The sequence below is a fragment of the Ectobacillus ponti genome (assembly GCF_024294785.1).
Lineage (GTDB): Bacteria > Bacillota > Bacilli > Bacillales > Bacillaceae_G > Ectobacillus > Ectobacillus ponti.
In genome coordinates this window covers 302,653-326,931 of record NZ_JANCLT010000005.1, presented here as the reverse complement: position 1 = coordinate 326,931, position 24,279 = coordinate 302,653, and the positions used below count along the sequence as shown (strand labels likewise).

Genomic DNA, 24,279 nt, shown 5'->3' with positions numbered 1-24,279 from the left:
AGCATTCAAATGCTCCTTCGGCATGATACTCCCATGCTGCGTACAATTCCTTCTGCTTCCGCTGCCATGCTCCTTATCAACGCTTCTGCCGATTGCCGCTTTGCCAGCCTTGGGCTTTGACCGGACCAGAGTGACATAAACGCCGGATTTTGCTGCGAGGCTGCCGCTTTCCGGATTGGCTGCGTCAATGCATTTTGGATTGGAAACGCAGGAACTGCACCTTCATGCTTTTGCATTTCTTTCATAAAGGTGTTTTGAATCCCCCTTGCCCATTTCCCTGAAAAGGTCCGGGTGAATACCGTTTCCTCCTCACTTGCAGACAAAAGAGCAGCCTTATAAACGGCAGGAGCGCCGCTTTCCTCACAAGTCAGAAAGGCTGTGCCCATTTGAACTCCCTTTGCCCCCAGACAAAGAGCAGCCAGTAAGCCTCTGCCATCCATGATGCCGCCGGCCGCAATCACAGGAATTCCCACCCTGTCAACAGTCTGCGGAATCAGTGACATAAGCCCAATTATGCTCTCTGGAAACTCGCTGATAAAGTTCCCCCGGTGCCCCCCGGCTTCACTTCCCTGCAGCACGACCAGATCGAGACCGGCCTGCTCCACCGCTGCCGCCTCTGCAACCGTAGTGGCTGTGCCAATCAAGAGAACATTATGCCGCTTTAATTTCGCAATGATTTCGTTAGAAGGAATTCCAAAGGTAAAAGAGCAAATCGGAACCTTCTCATCTATGACGACTTGTACCTGTTCGTCAAAGACCGCCCGAACCGCCTCTATATCGGGGCGCTGCGGCATATCATACAATATTCCCAGCTTCTCACAGATGGGCTGCAGCAGTTGAGCGGCGGCAGCCGCTTCCTCCTCTTCAGCATGGAACTCATTCGGGACAAATAGGTTGACGCTGAAAGGGTTCCTTGTGAGCTGCCTTACCTCCCGGATCAGCTCCCGTGTTTGTGCAGCATGTAAATAACCAGCCCCGATGGATCCGAGTCCCCCTGCATTTGAAACCGCAGCCACCAGCTTGGCCGTTGTTACGCCGCCTGCCATGGGGGCCTGTATGATTGGATACTGCACCTGCAGCAGCCTTGTTGCCTCGTTGCACAGCATATTGTCCGCCTCCAGTCTCTATACTTCTCAACACTTCCGTATTTATAGTAATTCCTTCCAGAGAGAACAGCAAGCAGAAACCTAAGTATACAAAAAGAGGCTGATTCTGTGTGCACACAGAACCAACCTTCTCTGCTTATGAACTGAAAAATGTTTGATACAGCAAAAATATGTTCAATGTAATAATCAGCACCGCTGCCGCCCATGCCAAAATGGTTGTTGCGCGCTTGTTCACCAAGCTGCCCATCAGCTTGCGGTTGCTTGTAAACAAAATCAGCGGAATTAAGGCGAATGCAATCCCGAAGGACAGTGCAACCTGACTCATGACAAGCGCATAGGACGGATTCACGCCCAGCATGATAATGGCAAGCGGCGGCACCATTGTAATCAGCCGGCGCACATACAGCGGAACACGCTTGTTGATAAATCCCTGCATGATGACATCGCCGGACATCGTGCCGACGGATGAACTGGACAAACCGGATGCCAGCAGGCTTACCCCGAATAGGATGGCGGAAGCAGGACCGGCAAGCCTGCCAAATTGCTGAAACGCAACCGTCAAATCTTCTACATGCAATCCGTTCTTGGCAAATAGGGCAGCTGCAACAATCAGCATGCAGATATTCACCGCGCCGGCAATAAACATGGCGATTAAAATATCAATACATTCAAAGCGGAAAATACTTTTCCGCTCTGCCTCTGTCCGGCCGACAATACGGCGCTGCGTGAGGGCAGAATGCAGATAAATGGCATGAGGCATGACAGTGGCGCCGACAATGCCGGCTGCCAGCAGAATGCTGTCCACGCCCTGAAACTCCGGAACAAACAATCCGTGCAGGGCTGCCGCCGCATCCGGCTTGGCAAAGAACACCTGGGCAACAAAGCCAATCACCACGATGAACAAAAGTCCGGTAATGCCCGCTTCAAGCGAGCGCACACCGCGGCGTTGCAGCTCCAAGACGGCAAAGGAACCGACAGCCGCAATGAGGGCGGCCGGCATTAAAGGAATCCCAAACAGCAGATATAATCCCAATGAGGCGCCGATAAACTCCGCCAGGTCTGTGGCCATAATGACCAGCTCCGCCTGAACCCACAGGCCAACAGCCACTGCGGCCGGGAACTGCTCACGAGCCAGCTCAGGCAGGTTTTTCCCCGTAGCAATGCCGAGCTTGGCAGACATAGTCTGAATTAAAGTGGCGATTATATTGGAAAACAGCACGACCCAAAGCAGCAAATAGCCGAATTTGGAGCCGGCCGCAATATTCGTAGCAAAATTCCCCGGATCGACATAAGCAATTGCTGCGACAAATGCCGGTCCCAAGAAGGGCAGCAGTCGCTTCAGACCGCGGGTTTTCTCTGGTAAAGCAGCTTGCGCATCGATTTTCGCGAAAGAAACCCGCTTCGATGCCATGATTTCTTTGCCCACCTGTACTCCTCCTTGCTTTTAAAGCATACCCGTATTTTTACCTGGTACATCTATGTTTCCTTAGACCAAATTTTATCACATCATAATGCCCCATTCAAACAAATTTGCCCGGGCGCAAATTTTCTCCCTGTATTACAATATGCTTCACAGCAGGCTCTGTGACAGCAAATCAGCAAGAGAAGACTCTGACGGAACCCGCGCTCCCCAGACGACAGACCGCTTGAGCCCCCGAGCCCCGTCCAGCTCGTGTGTTGGAATTCTGCAAAAAAAATGCAGGAGGGCCTGAGAACGCGTACAAAAAAAATAGAACATAAAGCGCTTTTATGGTATTGTGAGCTGACAAGAAACTTTTATCATAAGAAATGAGGTAGCAGCATGAGCAAAAAACAAGGTTTCAGATTGGGGATATATGTATTTAAGGATGCAGAAATTGTAGATTATGCCGCTCCGCATGGCGTGTTTTCAGTCGCCCGGAGACTGGATCCGGAATTGGACGCGTTTTTGATTTCGGATGCAATGAGACCGGTTCAGACGCAAGCCGGCTTCACTGTGCTGCCAAACTACAGCTTCAACGATATGCCGGATATGGATGCATTCCTAATTCCCGGCGGCTTCGGCACCCGACAGGAGATGCACAACAAACGCCTGCAGCAATTTATTTCCTCCCTGCCTGAAGCAACACTGCTGACAAGTGTATGTACAGGCTCTTGGATTTATGGCAACATGGGGCTTTTGGACGGACTGTCCGCAACAAACCGCAAAGAGCCGGACCGCCTGGAGGCCTCCAATGTGGGCAAAGTGCCGATTGACCGCCTGGCCGACATCGCGCCTGCCTGCAAAATCAGCCGCGCCCGTGTGGTGGATGCCGGACGCATCGTAACCGCAGGCGGCATTGCTTCCGGCATGGAGATGGGCTTCCATCTGCTGCGGAAAGCGGGCTATGACGAAGACTTTATTGCCGAGGTGGCGCGCATCATGGAATATAAGGAAGCCTATGAGCTTTACAAAAACGATATTGAATATTGCTGATTCTCTTCCCCTGCGGGCAGCTGCTGCAGGGGATTTCTTTTTCTTCACCTGTGTCCCCCTCATATACGAGACGCCTTATTGTTTACATAATATTTTTATAGTAAAAAAGAGCAGGACAGATAACGCATCCGTCCTGCTCTTCCTTATTCGAGCCCGGCTTCCTCTAATGCGATGCGCGCCAAGGCCGACCAGTCCTGCTGCGCGCGGCCCTTTGCCGCGGAAGCAAGGAGCCGGTCATGCAGCAGGCTCGCCAACGGCATCGGCGTTTGCAGGCTGTTGGCCTCCTGCAGGACCAGATTGCAATCCTTCAGCCCGAGTCCAAGCTGGAAGCCCGCCGGCTCAAAGGCCTTGCCGGCAATCATCTTGCCATAGCCCTGATAGACCGTGCAGTTAAACAAGGTGGAAGCATATACTTCAGCAGCCAGATTCCGGTCAATGCCGCTCTTTTCCGCCAAATTGAAGGCCTCTGCCATCGCCTCCATGGCCGCCATGATCATAAAGTTGCCGCCGAGCTTGATCACATTGGCACCGCCCGGCTCTTCGCTGATGTCAAACACCCGTTGTCCCAATGCTTCCTGCAGCGGCTGCACCCGCTCTTTCGCTTCACGCGGGCCGGATGACAAAATGAACAGCTTTTGGGCCGCGGCAGCTTCCGGCCGGCCGAATACCGGAGAGGCAACATACTCACTGCCGCGCTCCTGATGGTATAAGGCAAGCTGCCGGGATGTTTCCGGAGATACAGTGCTCATTGACAAGTGAACACCCCCGGCCCCCAGCTGATCCGCGAATGCATGCGTTACCTCCTGCAGCGCCTGATCATTGGATACCATTGTAATGACAATTCCTCCGGCAGCCGCTGCTTCGGACGGATGATACACCTGCTGTGCCCCCGCTTCAACAAGCCCGCTCGCTTTTTCCGGTGTCCGATTGTACACCTTCACCCTAAATCCTTCCTTCAGCAGATTTTGAACCATCGGCACACCCATACTGCCAAGTCCGATAAAGCCCACTTCTTTCATCTGAATTCCTCCTTCTGTATGCTCATTCATCTATGTATCACTTGTATTGTACATGATTCTATTTTCTTCTCACAAATACGGCGCCCTGTCTGTACAGAGATACGGGAAAACAGAAGAAACAGACGGTCTAGACCGCCTGTTTCTCATGTAGCCGCAGCTGCCGCCCTGCGCTGCTGCAGGTAGTTTGAACGGAGCTTGTACGCCGTAATCTTCTTTTTGTGCTGCTTTACCACGTCCACACGGTCAGTATAGCAGTATAAAAACATTCTGATCCTCTTACGCCCTCTCTGCACATGGAGAACAAAGGGAGTTCCGCCCCTCTCCGGATCCAGATAGGCCTGCTCATACCCAGGGAAGACAGCGTACTGTTCCAGGAAGGCTGCCTCGTTAAAAGCTTCTATCACCCTCATTTTCTCCTCATGGCCGAGACTCTCGCCATTCACCTGTATCTCCACCAGATTCGCGTCAAGCTTTTGATGCGTCTCCACCTTTTTCTGAATCCAATCCACCGCTCCGCTCGGAAGCGAAGACACCACAATCTTAAAAATCCCAAACAGGATCATTGGCACAAGAACAGTCCATGTCATGCATCACCATCTCCCATACATCTTGTCACACCATTATACAAGGCTTCTGTTCGCAAAATAGACCACTGCCACGAACTTTCACTATTTCGTCACAAAATAAGATACCCATTCGTCAGCTATTTGATTGGCCTTCTTCAGGATGCCTGCTATACCCACTTCCGCTGAAATGCCGCAATACTCTCATACTCCTCCTCCAGCAGCCGGGACAGCCGGATATAGATTGGAATTAAGTCCCGATAGATAACGGCATTCTCATAGCTGGGTGCATGATGATGAACTGCTCCAACCATGTGCTCTACTGCATGCAGGGATTCAATCTCCCCCAGACTGTACAAGCCCAGAATGGCCGCGCCCAAACAGGAGCTCTCAAAGCTCTCTGGAATGTAGACTTCATGATTAAAGATGTCAGCCATCATCTGCCGCCACAGCTCCGACCGCGCAAAGCCGCCGGTAGCATGAATCTTCTTCGGCTCGCCGATCAGCTCAGAAAGGGCCAACAGCACAGTATGCAAATTGAAGATGACACCCTCCAGCGCTGCCCTGATTAAATGCTCCTTCTTATGATGAATGCCCAGCCCGAAAAAGGAGCCGCGGGCATTGAAGTTCCAAAGCGGGGCCCGTTCACCGGCTAAATACGGATGAAAGAGCAGCCCGTCCGATCCGGGTGTCACTCGATCGGCAATCTCCGCCAGAAGCTCATAAGGATCCTTGCCGAGCCGGTTGGCCGTTGCCACTTCGGCATCGCCCAGCTGGTCCCGGACCCACCGGAAAATCATCCCGCCGCCATTGACCGCTCCGCCAATTACCCAATGCTTCTCAGTCAGGCAATAGCAAAAAATCCGGCCCTTTGGGTCTGTCACAGGATGGTCCACCACCGTGCGAATGGCCCCGCTTGTGCCGATGGACACAGCAACCACACCCGGTTGAATGGCGTTCACTCCAAGACTCGACAGTACGCCGTCCCCTGCCCCTACAACAAACGGGGTGGACGACAGAAGATTCATTTCCCTCGCATACAGTTCCTTCAGTCCCTGCATTTGGTGGGTAGCCGGGACAGGTTCAGAAAGCTTCTCTGCAGCTAAACCCGCTGCAGCCAGCGCTTCATCATCCCAAGACAGCGTATGTATGTTGAATAGACCCGTGGCTGAGGCAATGGAATAATCCACAACATATTGGCCGAACAGCTTGAAGAACACGTACTCCTTAATCGAAATAAATTTATGAGCATGATGAAATAATTCACCGAATTCATGCCGCAGCCAGACAAGCTTGACAAGCGGCGACATCGGATGGATCGGCGTGCCTGTACGATGGTATATCTCATGCCCGTTCATCTCTGTTTTTATGGCTTCCACCCACTCCGAGCTGCGGTTGTCGGCCCAAGTGATACATTCTGTCAGAGGCTTTCCGGTTTGGTCCACTGCGATCAAGCTGTGCATAACCGAACTAAAGGATACACATTTGATGTCCTGCTGTGGGACACTGCTTTTTTGTATCGTCTTTCTGATGGAATCCACTACTGCCCTGAAAATTTCCTCCGGGTCCTGCTCCGCTGTTTGCGGCGTCGGTGAGTACATGGGATATTCCACACTGTGGTGGGAGACGACTGCACCGTCCTGTGCAAACAGCACTGCCTTGGCGCTGGTCGTTCCAATATCAACTCCGATGACATATTTCATCCTGATGCCCTCCTTACACAACCATTACAATGCAAAATTCAATACGGTATTCTCTCATGGCAAACGGTTACAAGTGAATTTTTTTCACTCTCTAATTATGCTATACTGAATGCAGGAACACCAGAAAGGGACGTAGCAATGAAGCAGAATTGTTTAGGGACGATCCGGTCCATCTATTCCAAATTGAGTGAAAAGGAAAAAAAAATAGCCGACTATATTCTCGAACAGCCGGAAGCTGTCATTCATCAGGCCATTAACGAGGTTGCCGCCCACCTGCAGCTGGCCGATGCCACAGTGTTCCGCTTCTCAAAACGGCTCGGTTTTAAGGGCTTTCAAGCCATGAAAATTGCGCTTGCTTCAGAGATTATGGACGCCGGGCCGAAGGCAAAACAGGAAAAAAAGGCTGCTGCAAGTCCGGCTGATTTACTGTTTCAGGCAGCCATTGCCTCACTGGAAAAGACACATGAGCAATTGGACCAACTCTCCCTCGCAAAAGCAGCCTCCATGATTCTTGGAGCACATAAGGTGCAATTTTTCGGTGCCGGCACTTCCGCTGTTCTTGCTTTGGATGCCTTTCAAAGATTTGCAAAAGCCGGTCTGCCTGCCCTTGCCTTTCTCGAGACACAACTTCAGCTTCTTACAGCCGCTCAGCTGACGGAGCATGATATTGCGGTAATCATCTCGCAATCGGGCGGCAGCAGCGCAACTCTTGCTCTGCTTGACTGCATCCAAAAGACGGGTGCTGCTGTCATTGCGGTGACATCCGCTCCCCAGTCTCCGCTCAGCCTGCAGTCGGACATCGCATTATATTCCTTTGCCGCATGGGCGGACGAAACCGGAATGCTTGCCATGCGAAGCGCGCAGCTTGTCCTGCTTGACGCTCTCTATGCCCATACCGTTTCGCTTCTGCAACATACATCCGCGGGCGCAGCAAAACCTCACCCAACCAGGTGAGGTTTTCTTCAGTGTACCCACTTCTTCTGAAAGGCAGCAATTCTCTGATAGTCGTCATGCAGGGAACGTGAAACACCGATATAAATGGGTGCGAGCTCCTGATACACCTGCACATGCTCTTCAATGGGCCGGTGATAGTGGCTCTCTCCGACCATCTCGGACACAACATGAAGAGAATCCACAATTCCGAGACTGTACAAGCCCAAAATGGCCGCTCCCAGGCAGGAGCTTTCCAGACTCTCCGGCACAGACAGTTCTTGATTAAAGATATCAGCCATCATTTGCCGCCACAGCCCGGACCGGGCGAAGCCGCCGGTGGCTTGAATCTTGTTGGGCTCACCAATCAGCTCCTGCAGTGCCAGCAGTACTGTATACAGGTTAAAAATAACCCCCTCCAGCACCGCCCGGACCAGATGCTCTCTCTTATGATGCAGCCCCAGCCCGAAGAAGGAGCCTCTGGCATTGGCATTCCACAGCGGCGCCCGCTCGCCGGCCAGATATGGATGAAACAGCAATCCATCCGCCCCCGGCTTCACCTGGGCTGCCAGCTCAGTCAGCAGCTCATAGGGGCTCCTTCCCAATCTTTCAGCCGCTTCCACCTCAGCAGCGCCAATCTGGTCCTTCACCCAGCGGAAAATCATGCCCCCATTATTCACCGGCCCGCCAATCACCCAGTGCTTCTCCGTCAACGCATAACAGAAGGTTCGTCCCTTTGGATCCGTAATGGGCTTGTCTGTCACAGTCCGAATCGCTCCGCTTGTGCCGATTGTAACCGCCAGGGAGCCGGGTTCAATCGCATTCAGCCCCAGATTGGACAGCACGCCGTCACTGGCCCCGACCACAAATGGCATGCTTTCGGACAGACCCATTTTCTCAGCATGCACGGGATGAAGTCCAGTCATATAAAAGGTGGTCGGTACAGGCTTTGACAGCTGCTCCGGTGTAACCCCGGCTATCTGCAGCGCCTCGTTGTCCCACGCGAGCTCCTGCAAATTGAACATCCCGGTTGCCGAAGCAATCGAGTAGTCCACCACAAACCGGCCGAACAGCTTATAGAAAACAAACTCCTTAATGGAGATAAACTTGGCAGCCTTGCCAAACAGCTCAGGCTCCTCATTCTTGAGCCACAGCAGCTTCGAAAGCGGCGACATGGGATGAATTGGCGTGCCGGTGCGCAAATAGATTTGATGGCCGTTCCGTTCCTCCTGAATGTGATCCGCCCATTTGGCGCTGCGGTTGTCCGCCCAGGTAATGCAGGGAGACAAAGGGATTCCTTCCCTGTCAACCGCAATCACACTGTGCATGGCGGAGCTGAAAGACACACATAGAATGTCAGCGGAAGAAACTCCGCCGGCTGTGACAACCGCCTGAATTGTATGCACCACAGCATGCATGATTTCCTCCGGGTCTTGCACTGCTGTATCAGGGGTTGGCGAATACAGCGGATATTCTATTGCGTGACTTGAAATAATAGCCCCTTTATCAGAAAATAACACGGATTTTGTACTGGTCGTTCCAATATCAACACCAATCACATAGCTCGCACTCATTTTCTTGTCCCTCCTTTTCCCGTTCCAAAGCATTTTCGGCAGTATACTGCCTGTATTCAATCAGAGTCATTCTCCCCTCATTACCTCTGAAAAAAATTTTTTTCATCCCCAATAAAGAAACTGGCTTCAGGTTGACCCCCTCAGCCAGCATGCACATCCTTATACAAATACATCCAGCACCAATGCAAGCGCGAATGCCGCAAAGGAAAGAATGGTTTCCAAAACAGTCCATGTTTTAAAGGTTTCCGGCACGCTCAGGCCTAAATATTCCTTTACCATCCAGAATCCTGCGTCATTCACATGCGAGAACATAAGGGAACCGGCACCGGTTGCGATGACAAGCAGCTCCAGATTCACGCCTGTCATATTTTGAACGATTGGCGCCACAATCCCTGCCGCCGTTGTCAGGGCTACTGTCGCGGAGCCTGTTGCGATGCGGATCAAGCCCGCAATCAGAAATGCAAGAACCAACGGAGACAGCGAGAAGTGCTGTGACATTTCGCCAATTGTTTTGCCTACGCCGCTGTCGATGAGAATTTGCTTAAAGCCGCCGCCCGCTCCGATAATAGCCAGGATCGAACCGACCGGCAGGAAGCAATCTTCCACCAGTGCTTTCATGCGTTTTCTATCCACACCTTGGCGGAATCCAAGGAAATACATAGCCGTAAAGACAGAAATCAAAAGTGCAATGAGCGGACTGCCGATAAAGACGAAAAAGCTTTTCATGACACCCGTTAAGCCCAAGAATGGAACAAGTGCTGAGAATACCATCAGAATGACAGGAAGCAGGATGACAAAGAAGGAGATGCCTGTTCCCGGCAAATTTTTATGTGCATCGGCAATCTTAATCAACTCAGGCTGCCCTTCCGGAGTAACCCGCTTCGTAATCCATTTTGCAAATACCGGTCCCGCCAAAATAGCAGATGGAATGGCAATAATTAAAGAATACAGCAGAACCTTTCCCATGTTGGCATTATAAATGCCAATAGCTGCAACAGCGCCTGGGTGCGGCGGAATCAAACCATGGGCGATGGACAAGCCTGCAATTGCCGGCAAGCCGATCAGCAGCAGGTTTTGCTTGGATGTTTTCTGCAAAGAAATCACCAGCGGGAGCACGATGAGAATTCCTACTTCAAAAAAGACCGGAATCCCGACGATGAAGCCTGCAAGCAGCATAGCCCAAGGCAGCCTTTTAATGCCGAAGGTGCGGACAAAGAAGTTCGCAACTTGAACCCCGGCGCCGGATTCTGCCATTAGCTTTCCTAAAATGGTCCCCAAAGCCAAAATCCCGACTAAGTGGCCCAGCGTTCCTCCCACCCCTGTTTCAATGCCGCCGACAATCTTGTCCAAGGACAGCCCTGAAAATACTGCCAAGAACAGTGTAGCGACGGTCAAGCTGATGAAGGCATGCCATTTAAATACGGAAACACCCACGATAACGATAATAATTGCAAGTAGTGCTACAACTAAATGAGTCATTACATTTCCCCCTTTTTCCTTGAAACTGTGAGTTTACTCTTAGGCTTTCCGCAAATCTCAATGAAAGCACTTTCAATTCATGAGCTTATTATACTAAAGAAAATTTCTTTCATCAATAACTAAAAAGAAAATTTATTTCTTTTTAGTTGAGAAGTCTCTGCTCATTGATTGTTTTTTTGCAAGCCCTCCCGCTATATTTTTGCTCTCTGCCTCCGCAAAACAAGCTACTCCATGGATACAAAGTCATAAAGAAAACCAGCACAAGCGCTGGTTTCCTAAACTTCTTCTGCCTTTCATCGAAACGTACCTGCTAATACCTGAGGTAAGCGGGTGGCATATATTGAATGGGGCTGAAAAACATGAATGGATTGTACGGCGTGGCAGGCAGATAGTAGTATGGCGGCATCGTGCCGGGATATACTGAAACGGGCGACATGCCAGATGAATGCAAGCTGTGCAGCGTATCCTGCAGAGAGTTCAAAGCAATTGCTGTCCCCGTTGTGAAGGAACGCGGATGATGAAATGGCAGAATATCCACAATATCACCTCCTTTTTCATCAGCATCCAGTACTCCTGTATTCTATGTAGGCAGACTCCTCCTGTTCAAGACCATCCAATGAAAAAGCCACGCCGTAAAAATAGAAACCAGCGACAAACGCTGGTTTCGCAGGTTACACATATGTATGGCGTTGTGCCTAATAAATAACAACCGGTTCATTCTGGCTGAGATTTTGATACACCGTCTGCATGACGCCCGGGGGTGTATTGACACATCCCGCCGACCCCTGCGTCAAATAGGCTGTGCTTGCCCAGTTTGTCCGCCAACTGGCATCATGGAAGCCGCACCCGCTGTTTGTGAACGGAGCCCAGAAGTTTACCTTTACCGAATAATTCGGGTGGCCGACACTGCTGCCTTCCAGGATGGATGGTGATTCCTTATACATCACATACCACACCCCGGTCGGTGTATCTTCGCCGGTATTATGTCTGCCTGTCACCACATTGGTCGTGAACACCAATTGTCCATTTTTATAAAACCATGCCCGCTGTTCTGCAATGGAAACCTCAGCGTACGTAGTCCCGATGCCATTATTGGCCGTTGTCTGATAGCCGACACCTTTTCTATTATAGCCGGCACCATAAATGTTTGTAGCGGCAAGAGACTTATCCCCTTTTTCAAAGGCCTGCTGCAGCAGCACAGCCTCTTTGGCAACATCAAGGGACCAGCCATAGGATTGTCCTTTTACTGCCACCACGGCCCCCGTGTGTGTTTGAAATGTGAAATTCTTATTCAACGTGGATTGAGCTGCATTAATTTCAGAAATTTTATTCTTAATAACGGCCGGGTCAATTTGATACTTCATGTCCTTCGACACAGTCGCATTCGGAATGAGCTCACTCGCTTGTAAAGAATAGATTTTGTCCTGTACCTTATACTCAACCGTTCGCTGCGCCAGCTCCTGCAGCATGCTCTCTTCCTTCTTGACGGCCGGACTGTCCGCCGCGAGAGGTTCTATGTACTTGGCATCCAGGTGGACCTCACTGCGTGCGCCCTGCTTCTCAAACTCCTTCAGCAAAGCCGGAACGTCGTACTGCGTTCCCTTCACACTCTCCGCAATGATAACTTTCCCTTGCTCAAGGCGCGCTTGTGCATCCTTGGGCGCTGTCAGGCTTTGATTCATGGCTGTCAGCTTGTCCGCAAGAAGCTGTTTCATCGCCCGCCCGTGGGCCGCATCTTCCTTGCCCGGTTCTAATGAATAAGAGGCTGCTTTTGAGGAAGGAAAGAAAGTCCACTGGCTTTTTAACAGCTTTTCCACACGCGGCAAATCTTCATTGGAAAAGCCTGCCTTCGTATCCGCCTCATCTAGAACACGGTCCTTCCCGACATACACTTCGTTCTTCAGAACAGATGCTTCCAATTTTGCAAGTGCTTGGTCTGCAGTCAAGCCGCTGACATCTGTGTCATTAATAGTAATATGCGCGTTAAAGTGTATTGCCTGATAGTAGCTGATTCCACCGAGTATAAGCGCCGGGATGAGAACTGCGCTGCCTATGAAAAGGAATTTTCTTTTATCCAAGATCCTTCACCTCAAAGAATAATTTTTACAATTCGTTCCTGCGTTACACATTCCCCTTCATTCCTGGACACTCTTACCAGAAGTGAAAGAACCTAGATTCATAGTTTGCACCTGACAGCACACCTGCGCATGCTCACAGACATACATGGGAATATATCCTAATATACAACAATTACATCCTCCCTTCAAACTGGATTCACTTTCGCCAAAATCTTTATATAATAAAAAACAAGAGATGGGAGCGTCTCCTATGTGCCAACAGACAGGAAACATTAGCCATACACCTTGTCCGTGTTTTCGCTGTGGCCTGCAGCATTGAATATATAGAATCCTCCTTAACTTTCTCTTAAATTCCTTTCAAAAAGAGGAGCATATTTCCATTTTAAATGTCACATTGCTCACCTTCCTCATAGTCGGCACGCCTGAAATCCGTGATACAATATATGATGAAATACAACTCATCCGCAAAACCTGCTGTGAGAAACAATCTCCGCTGCTTATCCTTGAAGAAGTCTCCTGCAGATGCAGTTTGTTATTCAAGGAAGCCTGAATGGGACATCCCTGTTTTCGAAATACAGGCCGGGATGCATAGGCGCACAAGAGCCGCGGGAAGCTATTTCCTATACTCTCATTTCAGCGATAAGCGGAGGAAATGTGCGCCAGCAAGCTTTTGCACCAAAAACAAAGGAGGAAATACACTGGCATGAACCAAAAAGTGAAAACGTATTTGCCGGCTGTCATTGTTGTTCTGATTGCAGCCGCGCTTCTCATCTATCAAGCCACAACAGGAAAGCAAATGCCTGATGATTTGAAGCAAAAAATGCAGGACGCAGCCAACAACGGACAAAAGCTCACAATCGAGCAAATGAAGGAGATGAGAGGAAAGGGGGAAGGCGGTGGCTGGAAGGACTGGATGACGCAGGTTGGGAACGTATCCATCTTCTTTGGCGCAGTTTCCTTCTGGTGGTTCCGCTTCAGGAGGAAGCTCAAGTCCCCGCTGCCATGGGTAAAGAAAGCCGCAAAATATTTGTATAAAGTACATAATTTCGCGGGATGGACCGCTTTGGTTTTGACAGCTGTGCATGCTGCATACTTCTTGTATACCAAAAAACTGGGTGACCGCGACCAGCTGTCCGGCATTGCTGCCGGCCTAATTCTCTTGACTCTGGCAGGCTACGGATATGTCATCCGCAAGTTTAAAAACAAGTGGACAAGACAGGTGCACAAGCTGATGTCCTTTGCCTGGCTCATTGCACTTGCCCTTCATGCCGGCGGCTTCTTCGGAGCCTGTGTCGGGGTGACCATTGGTCTTTGGATTCTGCTGGAAATCGTAGAGCGACAAACCATCGCAAAAAAGCAAGTGGCCTGATCCCACTTGCTTTTTTGCTTGGCAATCACGTTTGGCGTCTAATGGGAAGCAAAGGCTGCGGCTACTGCCTCCTTCAAGCCTTGCAGCGCTGTGTCACCCATCTGCTTCTCCAGGTACAGCAGCAGACTGTCCACCATATACATCCGGGGCCTCTCCCGGGAAAGCTCCGCCTCCAGCGTGCGGACGGCCGCCAGCTGCTCCTCTCCGGACACCGTCCCGCGCAGTGCAGCCAAGCATTCCTGCATCTCTCCCGCCTGCTCTTCCCCCTCCTGCCAAAGTCCCTGCATCATTTCCCGCGTCAGCAGCGGCTCATCCTCCAGGTTCACAATGATGCTGTCGAGGCGCTTCACCAGGAAGCGGGCTGTTTTGTCAAATGGCAGCTCCTTCTGATCCAGAATCATCAGGCTGATGTAGCCCTGCATCATGGATATAAACAGCAGCACGCAGTCCATCACATGCTTTTCAATTCCAGCCCCGTATACTTCAAGCAGCCGCTTGGCATACCAGCGGAAATCACGCGCCCGGATTTCCAGCATATAGCGCTGCAGCTCCCCTGTCATCTGCTGCGGCTGCTCTGTCAGATACATCCGGATGAATTCTTTGTGCGATTCGATAATAGAAAACTGCATGCAAATTTGCGCAACAAAGTTTTCCTTTTCCGTTTCTCCCTCCGTTACGCTCTGCACCTCCTGAAAAGCGAGATCGCTGTAAAATTTTAAGATATGGAACATTAATTCCTCTTTGGAGGAGAAGTTATTATAAAAAGCCCCTTTGGAAATCCCCCATGCCTGCGTGATTTCCTGAATGGAGGTTGCATGATAGCCCTTTTTCGCAAACAGCGCCAGCGCTGCTTCCAGCATGTTTTGTTTCCGTTCGTCCAACATCCGCCGCTCCCTTCCTTCGCGTCGTGACCACTCAGTCATTTCTTTCTATTGTAGCGGAGCGGCCCCCCTTGCGCAAATCTGCAATCTGACCAGCATAATTGTTAGCTGGCCTGTAAATCTTATTTGTTGCAAACAGAGAAACGTACCTTTATAGTAGCTATATGACCAATCGGTCAAGCGTATCTCAATTGAAACAGGAGGTTCTCATGAACTGGTTAACCAGATTCTCCCTACGCAATACAGCGGCAATTTTAATTATTACGCTGCTGATCGCCGCCGGCGGGACATATTCCGCATTGGGCTTGAAGAAGGAAACGATGCCCGATGTGAATATCCCGATCATTGCTGTCATTACCCCCTATCCGGGTGCAGCACCGGCAGATGTGCGCGATTTGGTTTCCGAACCGCTTGCGAAGGCATTGTCCGGCATTCCCGGGTTAAAGGATGTAAACACCACATCCACGGACAATATTTCCGCAATTGTCGCACAGTTTGATTTCTCCGCCGATTTGGACGCGGCGAAAAGCAAGATTGAGGATGCTGTAAAGAAGGTCAAGCTTCCGGACGGTGTGGTTGATCCCCAAATCACACGGATCAGCTTTGGCTCCTTCCCAATCTTGAAGGTCTCTTTATCCAACAAAAATCTGTCAGATGCAGACTTGGAGCAGCAGGTGCGCGCCAACATCCTGCCAAACCTGACAACAGTCGCCGGCGTCGGGCAGGTGAACGTCTCCACCCAAAAGGACAGCGGCGTGTATGTGCGCCTGCTGCCGGACAAGCTGAAGGAAAAAGGACTGACCCTGACACAGGTGCAACAGCAGCTGCAGGGCAATAACCTGTCCTTCCCGATTACGTCGCTGAACATCGGCGATCAGTCGAAGCCCGTGCGCCTATCCGGTAAAATCACCTCCGTTGATGATGTGAAAAACCTGATGATTCCGGTTTTCCCGGATACGCAAAAGGCGATGACAAGCAGCTTCTCCCAAATTGGCCAGGGCATGGCCAATCTCGGGCAGGCAGTCGGACAAATCGGCCAGGCAGTCGGACAGCTTGGACAAGGCATGGCTGGCATGAACCAGGCGCTGAATGGCCAAATTCAGCTTGTTGCCGCCATCAGCCAAACACAAAGCCAGCTGAGCGATGCCAAGCTGGCACTCGCGCAGCAAAACATGGTGCTGGCAAACCCGATGGCAACTGCTGAGGAAAAAACAAAAGCACAGGCAACCATCGCCCAGCTGACACAGCAGATTCAAATCGGCCAAACGGCGCTGGCTTCCATGCAGGAAAAGCTGAAAGCCATCCAGGAGGCCATGAGCAAGGCCCAAACGGCGCAAGGCGCGCCGGCGAAGCAGCCGGCAAAGGCTGCGGCACCGGGCAATTCTTCCGCCTCCACTGACCAGTCCATCCAGCTGGTGGCGTTGAAGGACATTGCCGAAGTCACCTCCGGCAGCGAGGAAGCGACTGCGGTTTCCCGCACAAACGGGGCACCGAGTGTCGTCTTGGATATCGTGAAAACACAGGATGCAAATACGGTAGATGCAGCACAGGCTGTAAAAGACCAGCTGGATAAGCTGAAAGCCCAGCTGCCAAAGGGCACAGATTTGACAGTTGTCTTTGACCAATCCGTTGCGGTCAAGCAATCCATCAATGGCATGCTAAAAGAAGGGCTGCTCGGTGCGATTTTTGCCTGCGTCGTAATTTTGCTGTTCCTGCGCAACGTACGCTCCACCTTAATTTCAGTCATTTCCATTCCGCTTTCCATTTTGATTGCAATGCTGTTCCTGAAGCAATTCAACATCACGCTGAACGTGATGACACTGGGCGGCCTTGCGGTTGCCGTAGGGCGGGTTGTGGATGACAGTATCGTTGTCATTGAAAATACGTACCGCCATATCACACAATCCAAAGAGCGCCCTACCAATGTCATTTTGGTTGGCGTGAAAGAGGTCGCGGCAGCGATTACATCCAGCACGCTGACGACCATGGCAGTGTTCCTGCCCCTTGGTTTCGTGAGCGGCATTATCGGTAAAATTTTCCTGCCATTCGCTTTGACAGTCGTGTTCTCGCTTCTGGCATCGCTCATTGTGGCAGTGACCATCGTGCCGCTGCTTGCCAAACTGTTCCTGCTGAAGCAGAAAAACCTGAAGCACGAAGAAGAAGGAACAGGACGCAGCGTGGAACTGTATCAGCGCGTGTTGCGCTGGGCGCTGAACCATAAGCTGATGGTGTCTCTGATTTCCTTGCTCATGTTGGTCGGCAGCTTTGCCCTCGTTCCGTTTATCGGTACGGGCTTCATTCCGGAGTCCAAGGAGAAGTACGTATCCGTGAATGTAACATACCCAAGCGGTACGACACTGAAGGCAACTGACGAAGGTGTCAGAAAGGTAGAGGCCCTGCTTACGAAGGAAAAGAGCATCAGCTTCTATCAAACGAGCATCGGCTCAGCAAAAGGCTCTCTGAATACAAGCGGCGCCATCACCGGCTCCAACTCCGGAAGCATCTTTATCCAGCTGAAGGAGGATGCGGATACAGCAGCAGTCGTAAAGCAACTGCAGAACGATGTGAAGCCGCTGATTACCGGCAAGGAAAAAATTGAAGTATCCAAAACAAACACAAATGGCGGCACCAGCAACAATGTGGAAGTCACTGTCACCGGCTCCAAGCTCGATGATGTGAAGGCTGCCACGGACACCCTGATGAAGCAATTCAAGGATGTTAAAAACGTTGGAGATATCAAGAACAATCTCAGCGAAGAAAAGCCGCAGATTGACATTAAAGTCAAGCAGGATGCCGCTGCCCAGCAAGGGGTGTCTGCAGCGCAAATCATGGGCTCCATCCGGGAGCTGCTGACAGAGCAGAAGGTGACTTCTTTCAAAATCGGCAAGGATGAAGTAAACGTCAACCTGGGCCTGAAGCTGGACGCGCCGACAAAGCTTGAAGATATTTCCGGCCTGCAGCTGAAGACACCGATGGGCAAAACAATTGCCCTCTCTGATGTGGCAGATGTGAAGGAAGTGCAGGGTCCTGTCAGCATCCAAGAGAAGGACGGCGACCAATATGCAACAATCACACTGGCAGCGAAAACAAATAATGTAGGCGCCATTACAAAGGACGTGACGCAAAAGCTGAATGCGGCCAAGCTCCCAAGCGGCGTGAAGGCCTCCATTGGCGGAGCGACGCAGCAAATGAATGAGGGCTTCTCCCAGCTTGGCATGGCCCTGCTTGTAGCCATCGGAGCAGTATACCTCGTCATGGTCATCGCTTTTGGCGGCGCACGGGCGCCATTTGCGATTCTGTTCTCCCTGCCGTTGGCCATCATTGGCGGTCTGGTTGGTTTGTTCCTCACCCACAAGGTGCTTGACATGCCGGCCATGATCGGCGCTCTGATGCTTGTCGGCATCGTAGTAACAAACGCAATTGTGCTCATTGACCGTGTGCAGCAGCAGCGCAAAAACGGAATGGGCATCCGCGATGCCCTGATTGAAGCAGGCTCCACCCGTCTGCGCCCGATCCTGATGACTGCCATTGCCACGGTGTGTGCCCTGCTGCCGATGTCCTTCGGCTTATCTGAAGGCGCCCTGCTTTCACAGTCATTGGCCATCGTCGTAATTGGCGGGTTGACCACTTCCACCCTGCTGACGCTGATTGTTGTTCCGGTTGTCTATGAGCTTTTGCACCGGAAAGATCGAAAACGCGAAGCAGCCATGAATGACGCAGCATAACAGAACAGGATGCCCTGCAAGATGCGGGGCATCCTGTTTGCAATGGCCCAAGCAATGAAATGAGAAATTTCTCATTCCCTTATCATCCTGTTCTCACGCATTCTTTTGCTTCATTTCATGTGATGCTTGTAAAATAGAAAAAAACATGAAGAGCTGTTTGCCCGGTTCCTTTCATGACAGCAAGGAGGGATTACAGATGCAGCACATCTTGATTGTGGAGGATGAAGAAAGCTTGGCAGACTTCCTTATATTGGAGCTTAGATATGAAGGCTACGCTGTGGATGTTGTACACGACGGGCGCGCTGGCCTGGAAGCTGCGCTGCAGCAAGACTATGACCTCATTTTACTGGACCTCATGCTCCCGGGCCTCAACGGCTTGGAGGTCTGCCGCCGGCTGCGCGCTGCGAAGGATACCCCGATTATTATGCTCACAGCCCGTGACAGTGTAATGGACCGTGTCACCGGCTTGGACAGCGGGGCCGACGATTATGTAGCCAAGCCTTTTGCCATTGAAGAGTTGCTTGCCCGCATGCGGGTGATCGCCAGGAGAGAACAAAAACAAAAAGAAGAAAAAAAGCTTGTACTGTCCTTTAAGGATTTAGAATTGGACGTTGAATCGCGAATCCTGAAAAAGGGACCCTCTGCGGTTGAACTGACGAATAAGGAGTTTGAGTTATTGGTCATGTTTATGAGAAATGTAAACCGTGTGCTCACGCGGGATATCTTGCTTGAACACGTATGGGGCTATGATTCTGCTGTTGAGACGAACGTTGTTGATGTATATGTGCGCTATCTGCGCAATAAACTGCATGATTCCGACAAAGACAAGTATATTCAAACCATCCGCGGCGCAGGATATGTCATGCGATGAGTCATCTGCGAAGCCTACTGCAAAGCATACCGATTAAGTGGAAGCTGACATTATGGTCAACCGCTCTCATTTTTGTGCTGGTTGCCTCCTATAGTGTTGTCCAATACATCATTATGGACCATTGGACTGACAAATACGAGACAGCGCAGCTGGAACATTATGCCAAGGGGGTTGAAGCCTACATTGCTAACCCCAAAATGGACTTTTCCCCGCAAAATGCCGCCAGTATCACTGCCTTTTTGCAGGGGATAGCCGAGAAGCATCAGCTCATCCGGATTCTGGACAAAAACGGCAATGTGCTTGCTTCTGCCAGCCGCGAAATACCCAAGGGCCTGGCGCGGGAAGAGGGCTCGGCCGCCACGGAGCATTGGGAAGATAAGGCCCTCATCGTACGCACACCCGTCAAAACCCCTTCGTTTACCGGCACGATTGAAGTCATGCAGGTGATGGATATTTTCGAAAAATTTATGGATATGATCTTTGGCATTATGCTTGCCGCCGGTGCGGGCGGACTCGTGCTGAGCTTTTTTGGCGGCACCTTTATCGCCAGGCAGCTGCTAAGCAAAATACAGGTTGTAACAGATACCATGCATCGCATTCGGAAAAATGGCATGAAGGAGCGTGTTCCTGTTCCGGACAGCAAGGATGAAATCGCCCAGCTTGGCATATTGTTCAATGAAGTGATGGATGACCTGGAGCAATCCTTTGTCCAGCAAAAGCAATTTATTGAGGATGCATCCCACGAATTGCGGACACCGCTCACCATTATTCAAGGCCATCTGTCCATGCTGAACCGGTGGGGAAAACGCGATCCGGAGGTGCTTGAGAAGTCCTTGCAGGCCAGCTTGAAGGAAGTGGAACGCTTGAATGCGCTTGTGGCAGAGCTGCTGACACTCTCAAGAGCTGAGTCAGAACAGCTGCCGGCAGAAGGACTGGAGCCTTCTCTGGTCAATGAGGTGGCAACACTTGTCTCCAACCACTTTCAAGTGCTGCACCCGCATATTTCCCTGCAGCAGCAGCTTTTTCCGGAGGATGCCCGGATTGCCATGCCGGCACGCTATCTGGAGCAGACTCTCATCATTCTCCTGGACAATGCCATCAAGTACTCCCCGACAGAGCAGCCAAGCATTGCAGTTCGTACTGCAAAGGAGGATGGAATGATAGCTATTCATGTCGAGGATCGGGGAATGGGGATACCGGCTGAGGATCTGCCCTTTGTGCTCAATCGCTTCTACCGGGTTGACAAAGCCCGTTCACGCAAGCTGGGCGGCAATGGGCTTGGCCTTGCCATCGCCAAACGTCTTGTTGAGGCATACAGCGGAACGATTTCACTGCGAAGCACTGAGGGAGCAGGCACAACTGTATCTCTCACCTTCCCTGCTTATACGGGCATCTGATGAATCCGTCAGATGCCCTCTCATCATGCGCACCACCTCCACTTTGACAGATATGGGAGCAATTTAAGCGGTTCATCAAACCCTCCCGTTTGTGCAACTGTAAAATTCGAGATGGAAGCGCCTGATAGCCTGCTGATGCACGTGCAGCCGTGCAAATCTCCTGTGCCGGTACAGACAACAACCCTTTTCTAAAAGCTTGCTGCCCGCAAAGGAGGAAGCACTTCCCTGTATGCACGCAGCAATAAAGCCTTTGCCAATAAAAATGAAGCCACCCACTCCAGATGACTTCATCTTTCCGCATAGACTGCTTTATACATGGGCATGCCGAAAGAACTGCAGGATGTCCGATGTAATGAGGACAGAGCTGCCCGCCTTATGCAAGTCCTCTAAAGCATATTTCATGTTTTGCAATCTATTTGTATGATGCAGAAGCGATAGAGTTTCTCTTACCACTTCTTCTTTATTCCGCAGCACAACTGCTGCTCCCGCCTGATTGAAGAATACGGAATTCTCCTGCTCCTGTCCCGGCACAGGCTTATATAATACGGTCGGCAGCTTCTTGGCCACTGCTTCGGACAAGGTGATGCCCCCCGGCTTTGTAATCATGATATCTGCCGCCTCATACAGCTCATGGATCTTCTCCACATAGGCAAACACCTGCAATCGGCTGCCATAGAATGGCTGCAGCACCGCCAGCTGCTGGTACAGCTTTTCATTGCGCCCGCATACAATCAGCAGCTGTACGGCAGGGTCCTCCAATAACCGTTCCGCAATCCATCCAATATGCTTGACAACTCCCTGCGCTCCGGCCACAATCAGCACCTTTTTATAATCAGGGGAAATCTTATATTTCTCCATAATACGGCTGCGGCTGCGGGCATATTCAAATTCTTTGCGGATGGGAATGCCGCTGACTCGAATATTTTCCGCTGGCACTCCATTCATACATAGCTTCTGCTTTACCGCTTCCGTCGCCACATAATATCTATCTATCTCCTCGTGTACCCAGGTACGGTGCAGACAATAATCCGTCACCACCGTATACAGCTGAAACTTATACGATTTTGTTTTGCGGAGCTCCGGCACTGTACCGACCGGGAAAGTCGTGATGATAATATCCGGCTTCTTTTCTTCAAGGATATGCTCCAGCTTCTTTTCACCCAGTCTCATGTACCACTTGGTGGCCGTTGTTCCATACCGTTTATCCATAAAATAAAAAAACTTCTTGTACAAAGAAGGCCCAATCGTAAACGCCTGCTTGTAAAGAAATTTTGCGATCTCATTCCAATGCGGATAGGCTTCCGCATATAAGTCGCAAACCTCTACATTTCCGATGCCGAATTCTTCAAAAGCGTGCTTTAGGACACGTGACACCTGATTGTGCCCGTTTCCAAAGCTGGCAGTAATCAATAACACCTTTGGCTGTCTCATCTTTCCCTCATCCGCCTTTCCCTACCTTGATTGCATATTGCTCTGTCCGGGATTTCTTTTGTATATGCTTATCATAAAGCCTCTTGCCATAGAATGAATGAAAACAGCATGAGAATTTTCTCATCTTTCCTGCGCCCTCCCTTCTCATCTGTTTTTAAACAGGAAATCTATGCAGAGGCTGCGCATGTCTTGCGATAAAGAGAGCAAAATGAAGATACAGGGTGGTTAAATCCGCAGGAAAGGCAGGTTTCAGCTTGTATGAATATATTCGAGTTAGCCGCCAGAGTCGTTCTTACCTTCTTGATTTTGTTGGCACTTACGCGAATCATGGGGAGAAAAGAAATTAGCCAGTTAACCTTTTTTAATTTTGTTTCGGCAATTACGCTTGGCGCAATCGGGGGAGCTGTAGTGATAGACCCCAGCCTTAACCTACGGGATGGGCTTCTGGCTTTGATTGGCTGGAGCATCGTCACTATTGCCATGGGGTTCCTGCATATTAAATCCAGGGGAGCCAGAAAGCTGTTGGAAGGAGAGCCTGTAGTCGTAATGAAGGACGGAAAGATACTGGAAGGCGCCTTGCGTAAGCTGCGCTTGGATCTTGACGCTCTCACTGTGCTGTTGCGGGAAAAGGATGTGTTTTCATTTTCTGATGTTTCCTATGCCATTCTTGAGGTGGACGGCAAGCTTTCTGTAGTGAAAAAGGAAAATCAAGAGACTGCTCCGGCGCCAAGTATACATATCAGCGGCATTAAGCAGCATGTGCTTCCTGTTGCACTTGAAATTGTTTCAGACGGCACACTGAACCAAGAAAATGCAGGCAGACTGCACATTACAAAGGAGTGGCTGGAGCAGCAGTTGCGCCAAATCGGGATTCTGTCCCTGGCAGATGTGTTTTATGCAGAAGTGCAACAGGATGGCACACTATACGTTGATAGACGCCAAGACCTGCTGCATGAAAGCCGCTAGGTGAAACTTGTCCCTCTTGACCGGATGTTAACGGCAGGCCCGTCTTTTGCGGGCTTCTCTGCTTTCTCTTTGCTTTTCTCCTGCTGCGGCTTAGCCTCTTCTTCAGGCTGGAACATATCACTGCCATAGGTTGCGCCAATATTCAGCTTTCCCTTCAGCTCCTTAATGCCAAGCTGGCCAAAATTATTATTCAGTTCGAATTTATCAAATACCACTTTATCAATATGGACTCTTTCAATGACAACAGGAGGCTGCACAGTCTTCTCCTCCTTTGTCTCCCACTTCTCCTCCAAGAGCTGCAGCTTTTGCAGCTCCAGCTCCAGTGCCTGCAGCTTCTGTTCAAGCTTGCTGTATTTGTCATCTTCCTGGGAGGAAGAGAATATTTTTTTAAATAGCATAGTAAGTCCCCGCTTCTATGGACAGTTTCTGTTATTCAGTATATGTCCGCTCCCCCGGAACATGTCCATGATTCTCATCAACAGCCAAAAGGAAGGAGGAAGGCAGCATGTTTTTTATCCCTTCAGTCATCAACCTGAAGTATATAAAAGTGAATACGATGGAACACGGCAGCAATCTATCCACAGGCTCAAACATGATTCTGAACCGGAACAACAGCACCCATAAAAACGAAGGGTTTGGCGAACAAAATGCCGACAGCGTAGAGATCCACATCCCCATCTCGTTTGTCGACGATACCGACATGGCGGATAGCCTGAGCTTGAAAAAATAGCT

20 protein-coding genes are annotated in these 24,279 nt (G+C 50.6%); 8 read left to right on the top strand and 12 right to left on the bottom strand.

Annotated elements, in window-relative coordinates; translation table 11 throughout:
• Positions 1-5: 5 nt before the first annotated feature.
• Positions 6-1,106: an NAD(P)H-dependent flavin oxidoreductase gene (locus NK662_RS12255; protein WP_254759220.1), complete on the bottom strand. Its 1,101-nt coding sequence runs from the start codon at positions 1,104-1,106 to the stop codon at positions 6-8.
• Between the two features lie 136 nt (positions 1,107-1,242).
• Positions 1,243-2,532 (bottom strand): Nramp family divalent metal transporter, encoded by a 1,290-nt coding sequence (locus NK662_RS12250; protein ID WP_438503615.1) that lies wholly within the window; start codon positions 2,530-2,532, stop codon positions 1,243-1,245.
• 375 nt (positions 2,533-2,907) lie between these two features.
• Between NK662_RS12250 and NK662_RS12245 the strand changes: the two genes are divergently transcribed.
• Positions 2,908-3,561, top strand: a complete 654-nt coding sequence (locus NK662_RS12245; RefSeq protein ID WP_254759219.1) for a DJ-1/PfpI family protein — start codon at positions 2,908-2,910, stop codon at positions 3,559-3,561.
• A 143-nt stretch (positions 3,562-3,704) separates the two neighbouring features.
• On the opposite strand, the gene NK662_RS12240 is transcribed toward NK662_RS12245, so the two are convergent.
• The 3 genes from NK662_RS12240 to gntK (NK662_RS12230) form a co-directional block, all read right to left on the bottom strand.
• Complete coding sequence (locus tag NK662_RS12240) at positions 3,705-4,580, bottom strand: NAD(P)-dependent oxidoreductase (protein ID WP_254759218.1); 876 nt, start codon at positions 4,578-4,580, stop codon at positions 3,705-3,707.
• A 143-nt stretch (positions 4,581-4,723) separates the two neighbouring features.
• Positions 4,724-5,167 (bottom strand): YfmQ family protein, encoded by a 444-nt coding sequence (locus NK662_RS12235; protein WP_254759217.1) that lies wholly within the window; start codon positions 5,165-5,167, stop codon positions 4,724-4,726.
• Between the two features lie 146 nt (positions 5,168-5,313).
• Positions 5,314-6,846 carry a gluconokinase gene (gene gntK / locus NK662_RS12230; protein ID WP_254759216.1) on the bottom strand — a complete coding sequence of 511 codons (1,533 nt, stop codon included), beginning with the start codon at positions 6,844-6,846 and terminating at the stop codon, positions 5,314-5,316.
• Between the two features lie 138 nt (positions 6,847-6,984).
• Between gntK (NK662_RS12230) and NK662_RS12225 the strand changes: the two genes are divergently transcribed.
• On the top strand, positions 6,985-7,800 hold the full coding sequence (locus NK662_RS12225) for a MurR/RpiR family transcriptional regulator (protein ID WP_254759215.1): 816 nt from the start codon (positions 6,985-6,987) through the stop codon (positions 7,798-7,800).
• Positions 7,801-7,808: 8 nt separating this feature from the next.
• Here the strand turns inward: NK662_RS12225 and gntK (NK662_RS12220) are convergent, their stop codons facing one another.
• From gntK (NK662_RS12220) to NK662_RS12205, 4 genes are all read right to left on the bottom strand, one after another.
• Positions 7,809-9,350 (bottom strand): gluconokinase, encoded by a 1,542-nt coding sequence (gntK, locus tag NK662_RS12220; RefSeq protein ID WP_254759214.1) that lies wholly within the window; start codon positions 9,348-9,350, stop codon positions 7,809-7,811.
• 159 nt (positions 9,351-9,509) lie between these two features.
• A complete protein-coding gene (locus NK662_RS12215; protein WP_254759213.1) occupies positions 9,510-10,829 on the bottom strand; it encodes a GntT/GntP/DsdX family permease in 1,320 nt (439 codons plus the stop codon).
• Between the two features lie 310 nt (positions 10,830-11,139).
• Entirely contained in the window at positions 11,140-11,367 is a 228-nt protein-coding gene (locus NK662_RS12210; RefSeq protein WP_254759212.1) for a hypothetical protein, read from the bottom strand.
• Between the two features lie 157 nt (positions 11,368-11,524).
• Positions 11,525-12,907: a L,D-transpeptidase family protein gene (locus NK662_RS12205; protein ID WP_254759211.1), complete on the bottom strand. Its 1,383-nt coding sequence runs from the start codon at positions 12,905-12,907 to the stop codon at positions 11,525-11,527.
• A gap of 703 nt (positions 12,908-13,610) precedes the next feature.
• Between NK662_RS12205 and NK662_RS12200 the strand changes: the two genes are divergently transcribed.
• The gene (locus NK662_RS12200; protein ID WP_254759210.1) at positions 13,611-14,276 is read left to right on the top strand and encodes a hypothetical protein; all 666 of its coding nucleotides are present in this window, start codon (positions 13,611-13,613) and stop codon (positions 14,274-14,276) included.
• A gap of 38 nt (positions 14,277-14,314) precedes the next feature.
• Here NK662_RS12200 and NK662_RS12195 read toward each other — a convergent pair whose 3' ends face one another.
• The gene (locus tag NK662_RS12195; RefSeq protein WP_254759209.1) at positions 14,315-15,157 is read right to left on the bottom strand and encodes a TetR/AcrR family transcriptional regulator; all 843 of its coding nucleotides are present in this window, start codon (positions 15,155-15,157) and stop codon (positions 14,315-14,317) included.
• A 209-nt stretch (positions 15,158-15,366) separates the two neighbouring features.
• Between NK662_RS12195 and NK662_RS12190 the strand changes: the two genes are divergently transcribed.
• The 3 genes from NK662_RS12190 to NK662_RS12180 all read left to right on the top strand — a co-directional run bounded on the left by NK662_RS12190 (position 15,367) and on the right by NK662_RS12180 (position 21,150).
• Positions 15,367-18,882: an efflux RND transporter permease subunit gene (locus tag NK662_RS12190; RefSeq protein ID WP_254759208.1), complete on the top strand. Its 3,516-nt coding sequence runs from the start codon at positions 15,367-15,369 to the stop codon at positions 18,880-18,882.
• A 196-nt stretch (positions 18,883-19,078) separates the two neighbouring features.
• Positions 19,079-19,753, top strand: coding sequence for a response regulator transcription factor (locus tag NK662_RS12185; protein ID WP_254759207.1), 675 nt, complete (start codon positions 19,079-19,081; stop codon positions 19,751-19,753).
• A complete protein-coding gene (locus tag NK662_RS12180) occupies positions 19,750-21,150 on the top strand; it encodes a HAMP domain-containing sensor histidine kinase (protein ID WP_254759206.1) in 1,401 nt (466 codons plus the stop codon). The genes NK662_RS12185 and NK662_RS12180 overlap by 4 nt, the downstream gene beginning before the upstream one ends.
• 309 nt (positions 21,151-21,459) lie before the next feature.
• On the opposite strand, the gene NK662_RS12175 is transcribed toward NK662_RS12180, so the two are convergent.
• Positions 21,460-22,581 (bottom strand): MGDG synthase family glycosyltransferase, encoded by a 1,122-nt coding sequence (locus NK662_RS12175; protein WP_254759205.1) that lies wholly within the window; start codon positions 22,579-22,581, stop codon positions 21,460-21,462.
• Between the two features lie 258 nt (positions 22,582-22,839).
• On the opposite strand from NK662_RS12175, the gene NK662_RS12170 reads away from it, so the two are divergent.
• Positions 22,840-23,547 carry a YetF domain-containing protein gene (locus NK662_RS12170; protein WP_254759204.1) on the top strand — a complete coding sequence of 236 codons (708 nt, stop codon included), beginning with the start codon at positions 22,840-22,842 and terminating at the stop codon, positions 23,545-23,547.
• Here NK662_RS12170 and NK662_RS12165 read toward each other — a convergent pair.
• The gene (locus NK662_RS12165; protein ID WP_254759203.1) at positions 23,544-23,945 is read right to left on the bottom strand and encodes a hypothetical protein; all 402 of its coding nucleotides are present in this window, start codon (positions 23,943-23,945) and stop codon (positions 23,544-23,546) included. The two genes, NK662_RS12170 and NK662_RS12165, sit on opposite strands and share 4 nt — an antisense overlap.
• Positions 23,946-24,052: 107 nt before the next feature.
• On the opposite strand from NK662_RS12165, the gene NK662_RS12160 reads away from it, so the two are divergent.
• Positions 24,053-24,277 carry a hypothetical protein gene (locus NK662_RS12160; RefSeq protein ID WP_254759202.1) on the top strand — a complete coding sequence of 75 codons (225 nt, stop codon included), beginning with the start codon at positions 24,053-24,055 and terminating at the stop codon, positions 24,275-24,277.
• Positions 24,278-24,279: the final 2 nt, after the last annotated feature.

Coding starts and splice junctions, on each gene's coding strand:
- NK662_RS12255 (WP_254759220.1), bottom strand. CDS start 1,106: ATGCTGTGCAACGAGGCAACAAGGCTGCTGCAGGTGCAGTATCCAATC.
- NK662_RS12245 (WP_254759219.1), top strand. CDS start 2,908: ATGAGCAAAAAACAAGGTTTCAGATTGGGGATATATGTATTTAAGGAT.
- NK662_RS12240 (WP_254759218.1), bottom strand. CDS start 4,580: ATGAAAGAAGTGGGCTTTATCGGACTTGGCAGTATGGGTGTGCCGATG.
- NK662_RS12235 (WP_254759217.1), bottom strand. CDS start 5,167: ATGACATGGACTGTTCTTGTGCCAATGATCCTGTTTGGGATTTTTAAG.
- gntK (WP_254759216.1), bottom strand. CDS start 6,846: ATGAAATATGTCATCGGAGTTGATATTGGAACGACCAGCGCCAAGGCA.
- NK662_RS12225 (WP_254759215.1), top strand. CDS start 6,985: ATGAAGCAGAATTGTTTAGGGACGATCCGGTCCATCTATTCCAAATTG.
- gntK (WP_254759214.1), bottom strand. CDS start 9,350: ATGAGTGCGAGCTATGTGATTGGTGTTGATATTGGAACGACCAGTACA.
- NK662_RS12215 (WP_254759213.1), bottom strand. CDS start 10,829: ATGACTCATTTAGTTGTAGCACTACTTGCAATTATTATCGTTATCGTG.
- NK662_RS12200 (WP_254759210.1), top strand. CDS start 13,611: ATGAACCAAAAAGTGAAAACGTATTTGCCGGCTGTCATTGTTGTTCTG.
- NK662_RS12190 (WP_254759208.1), top strand. CDS start 15,367: ATGAACTGGTTAACCAGATTCTCCCTACGCAATACAGCGGCAATTTTA.
- NK662_RS12185 (WP_254759207.1), top strand. CDS start 19,079: ATGCAGCACATCTTGATTGTGGAGGATGAAGAAAGCTTGGCAGACTTC.
- NK662_RS12180 (WP_254759206.1), top strand. CDS start 19,750: ATGAGTCATCTGCGAAGCCTACTGCAAAGCATACCGATTAAGTGGAAG.
- NK662_RS12175 (WP_254759205.1), bottom strand. CDS start 22,581: ATGAGACAGCCAAAGGTGTTATTGATTACTGCCAGCTTTGGAAACGGG.
- NK662_RS12170 (WP_254759204.1), top strand. CDS start 22,840: ATGAATATATTCGAGTTAGCCGCCAGAGTCGTTCTTACCTTCTTGATT.
- NK662_RS12165 (WP_254759203.1), bottom strand. CDS start 23,945: ATGCTATTTAAAAAAATATTCTCTTCCTCCCAGGAAGATGACAAATAC.
- NK662_RS12160 (WP_254759202.1), top strand. CDS start 24,053: ATGTTTTTTATCCCTTCAGTCATCAACCTGAAGTATATAAAAGTGAAT.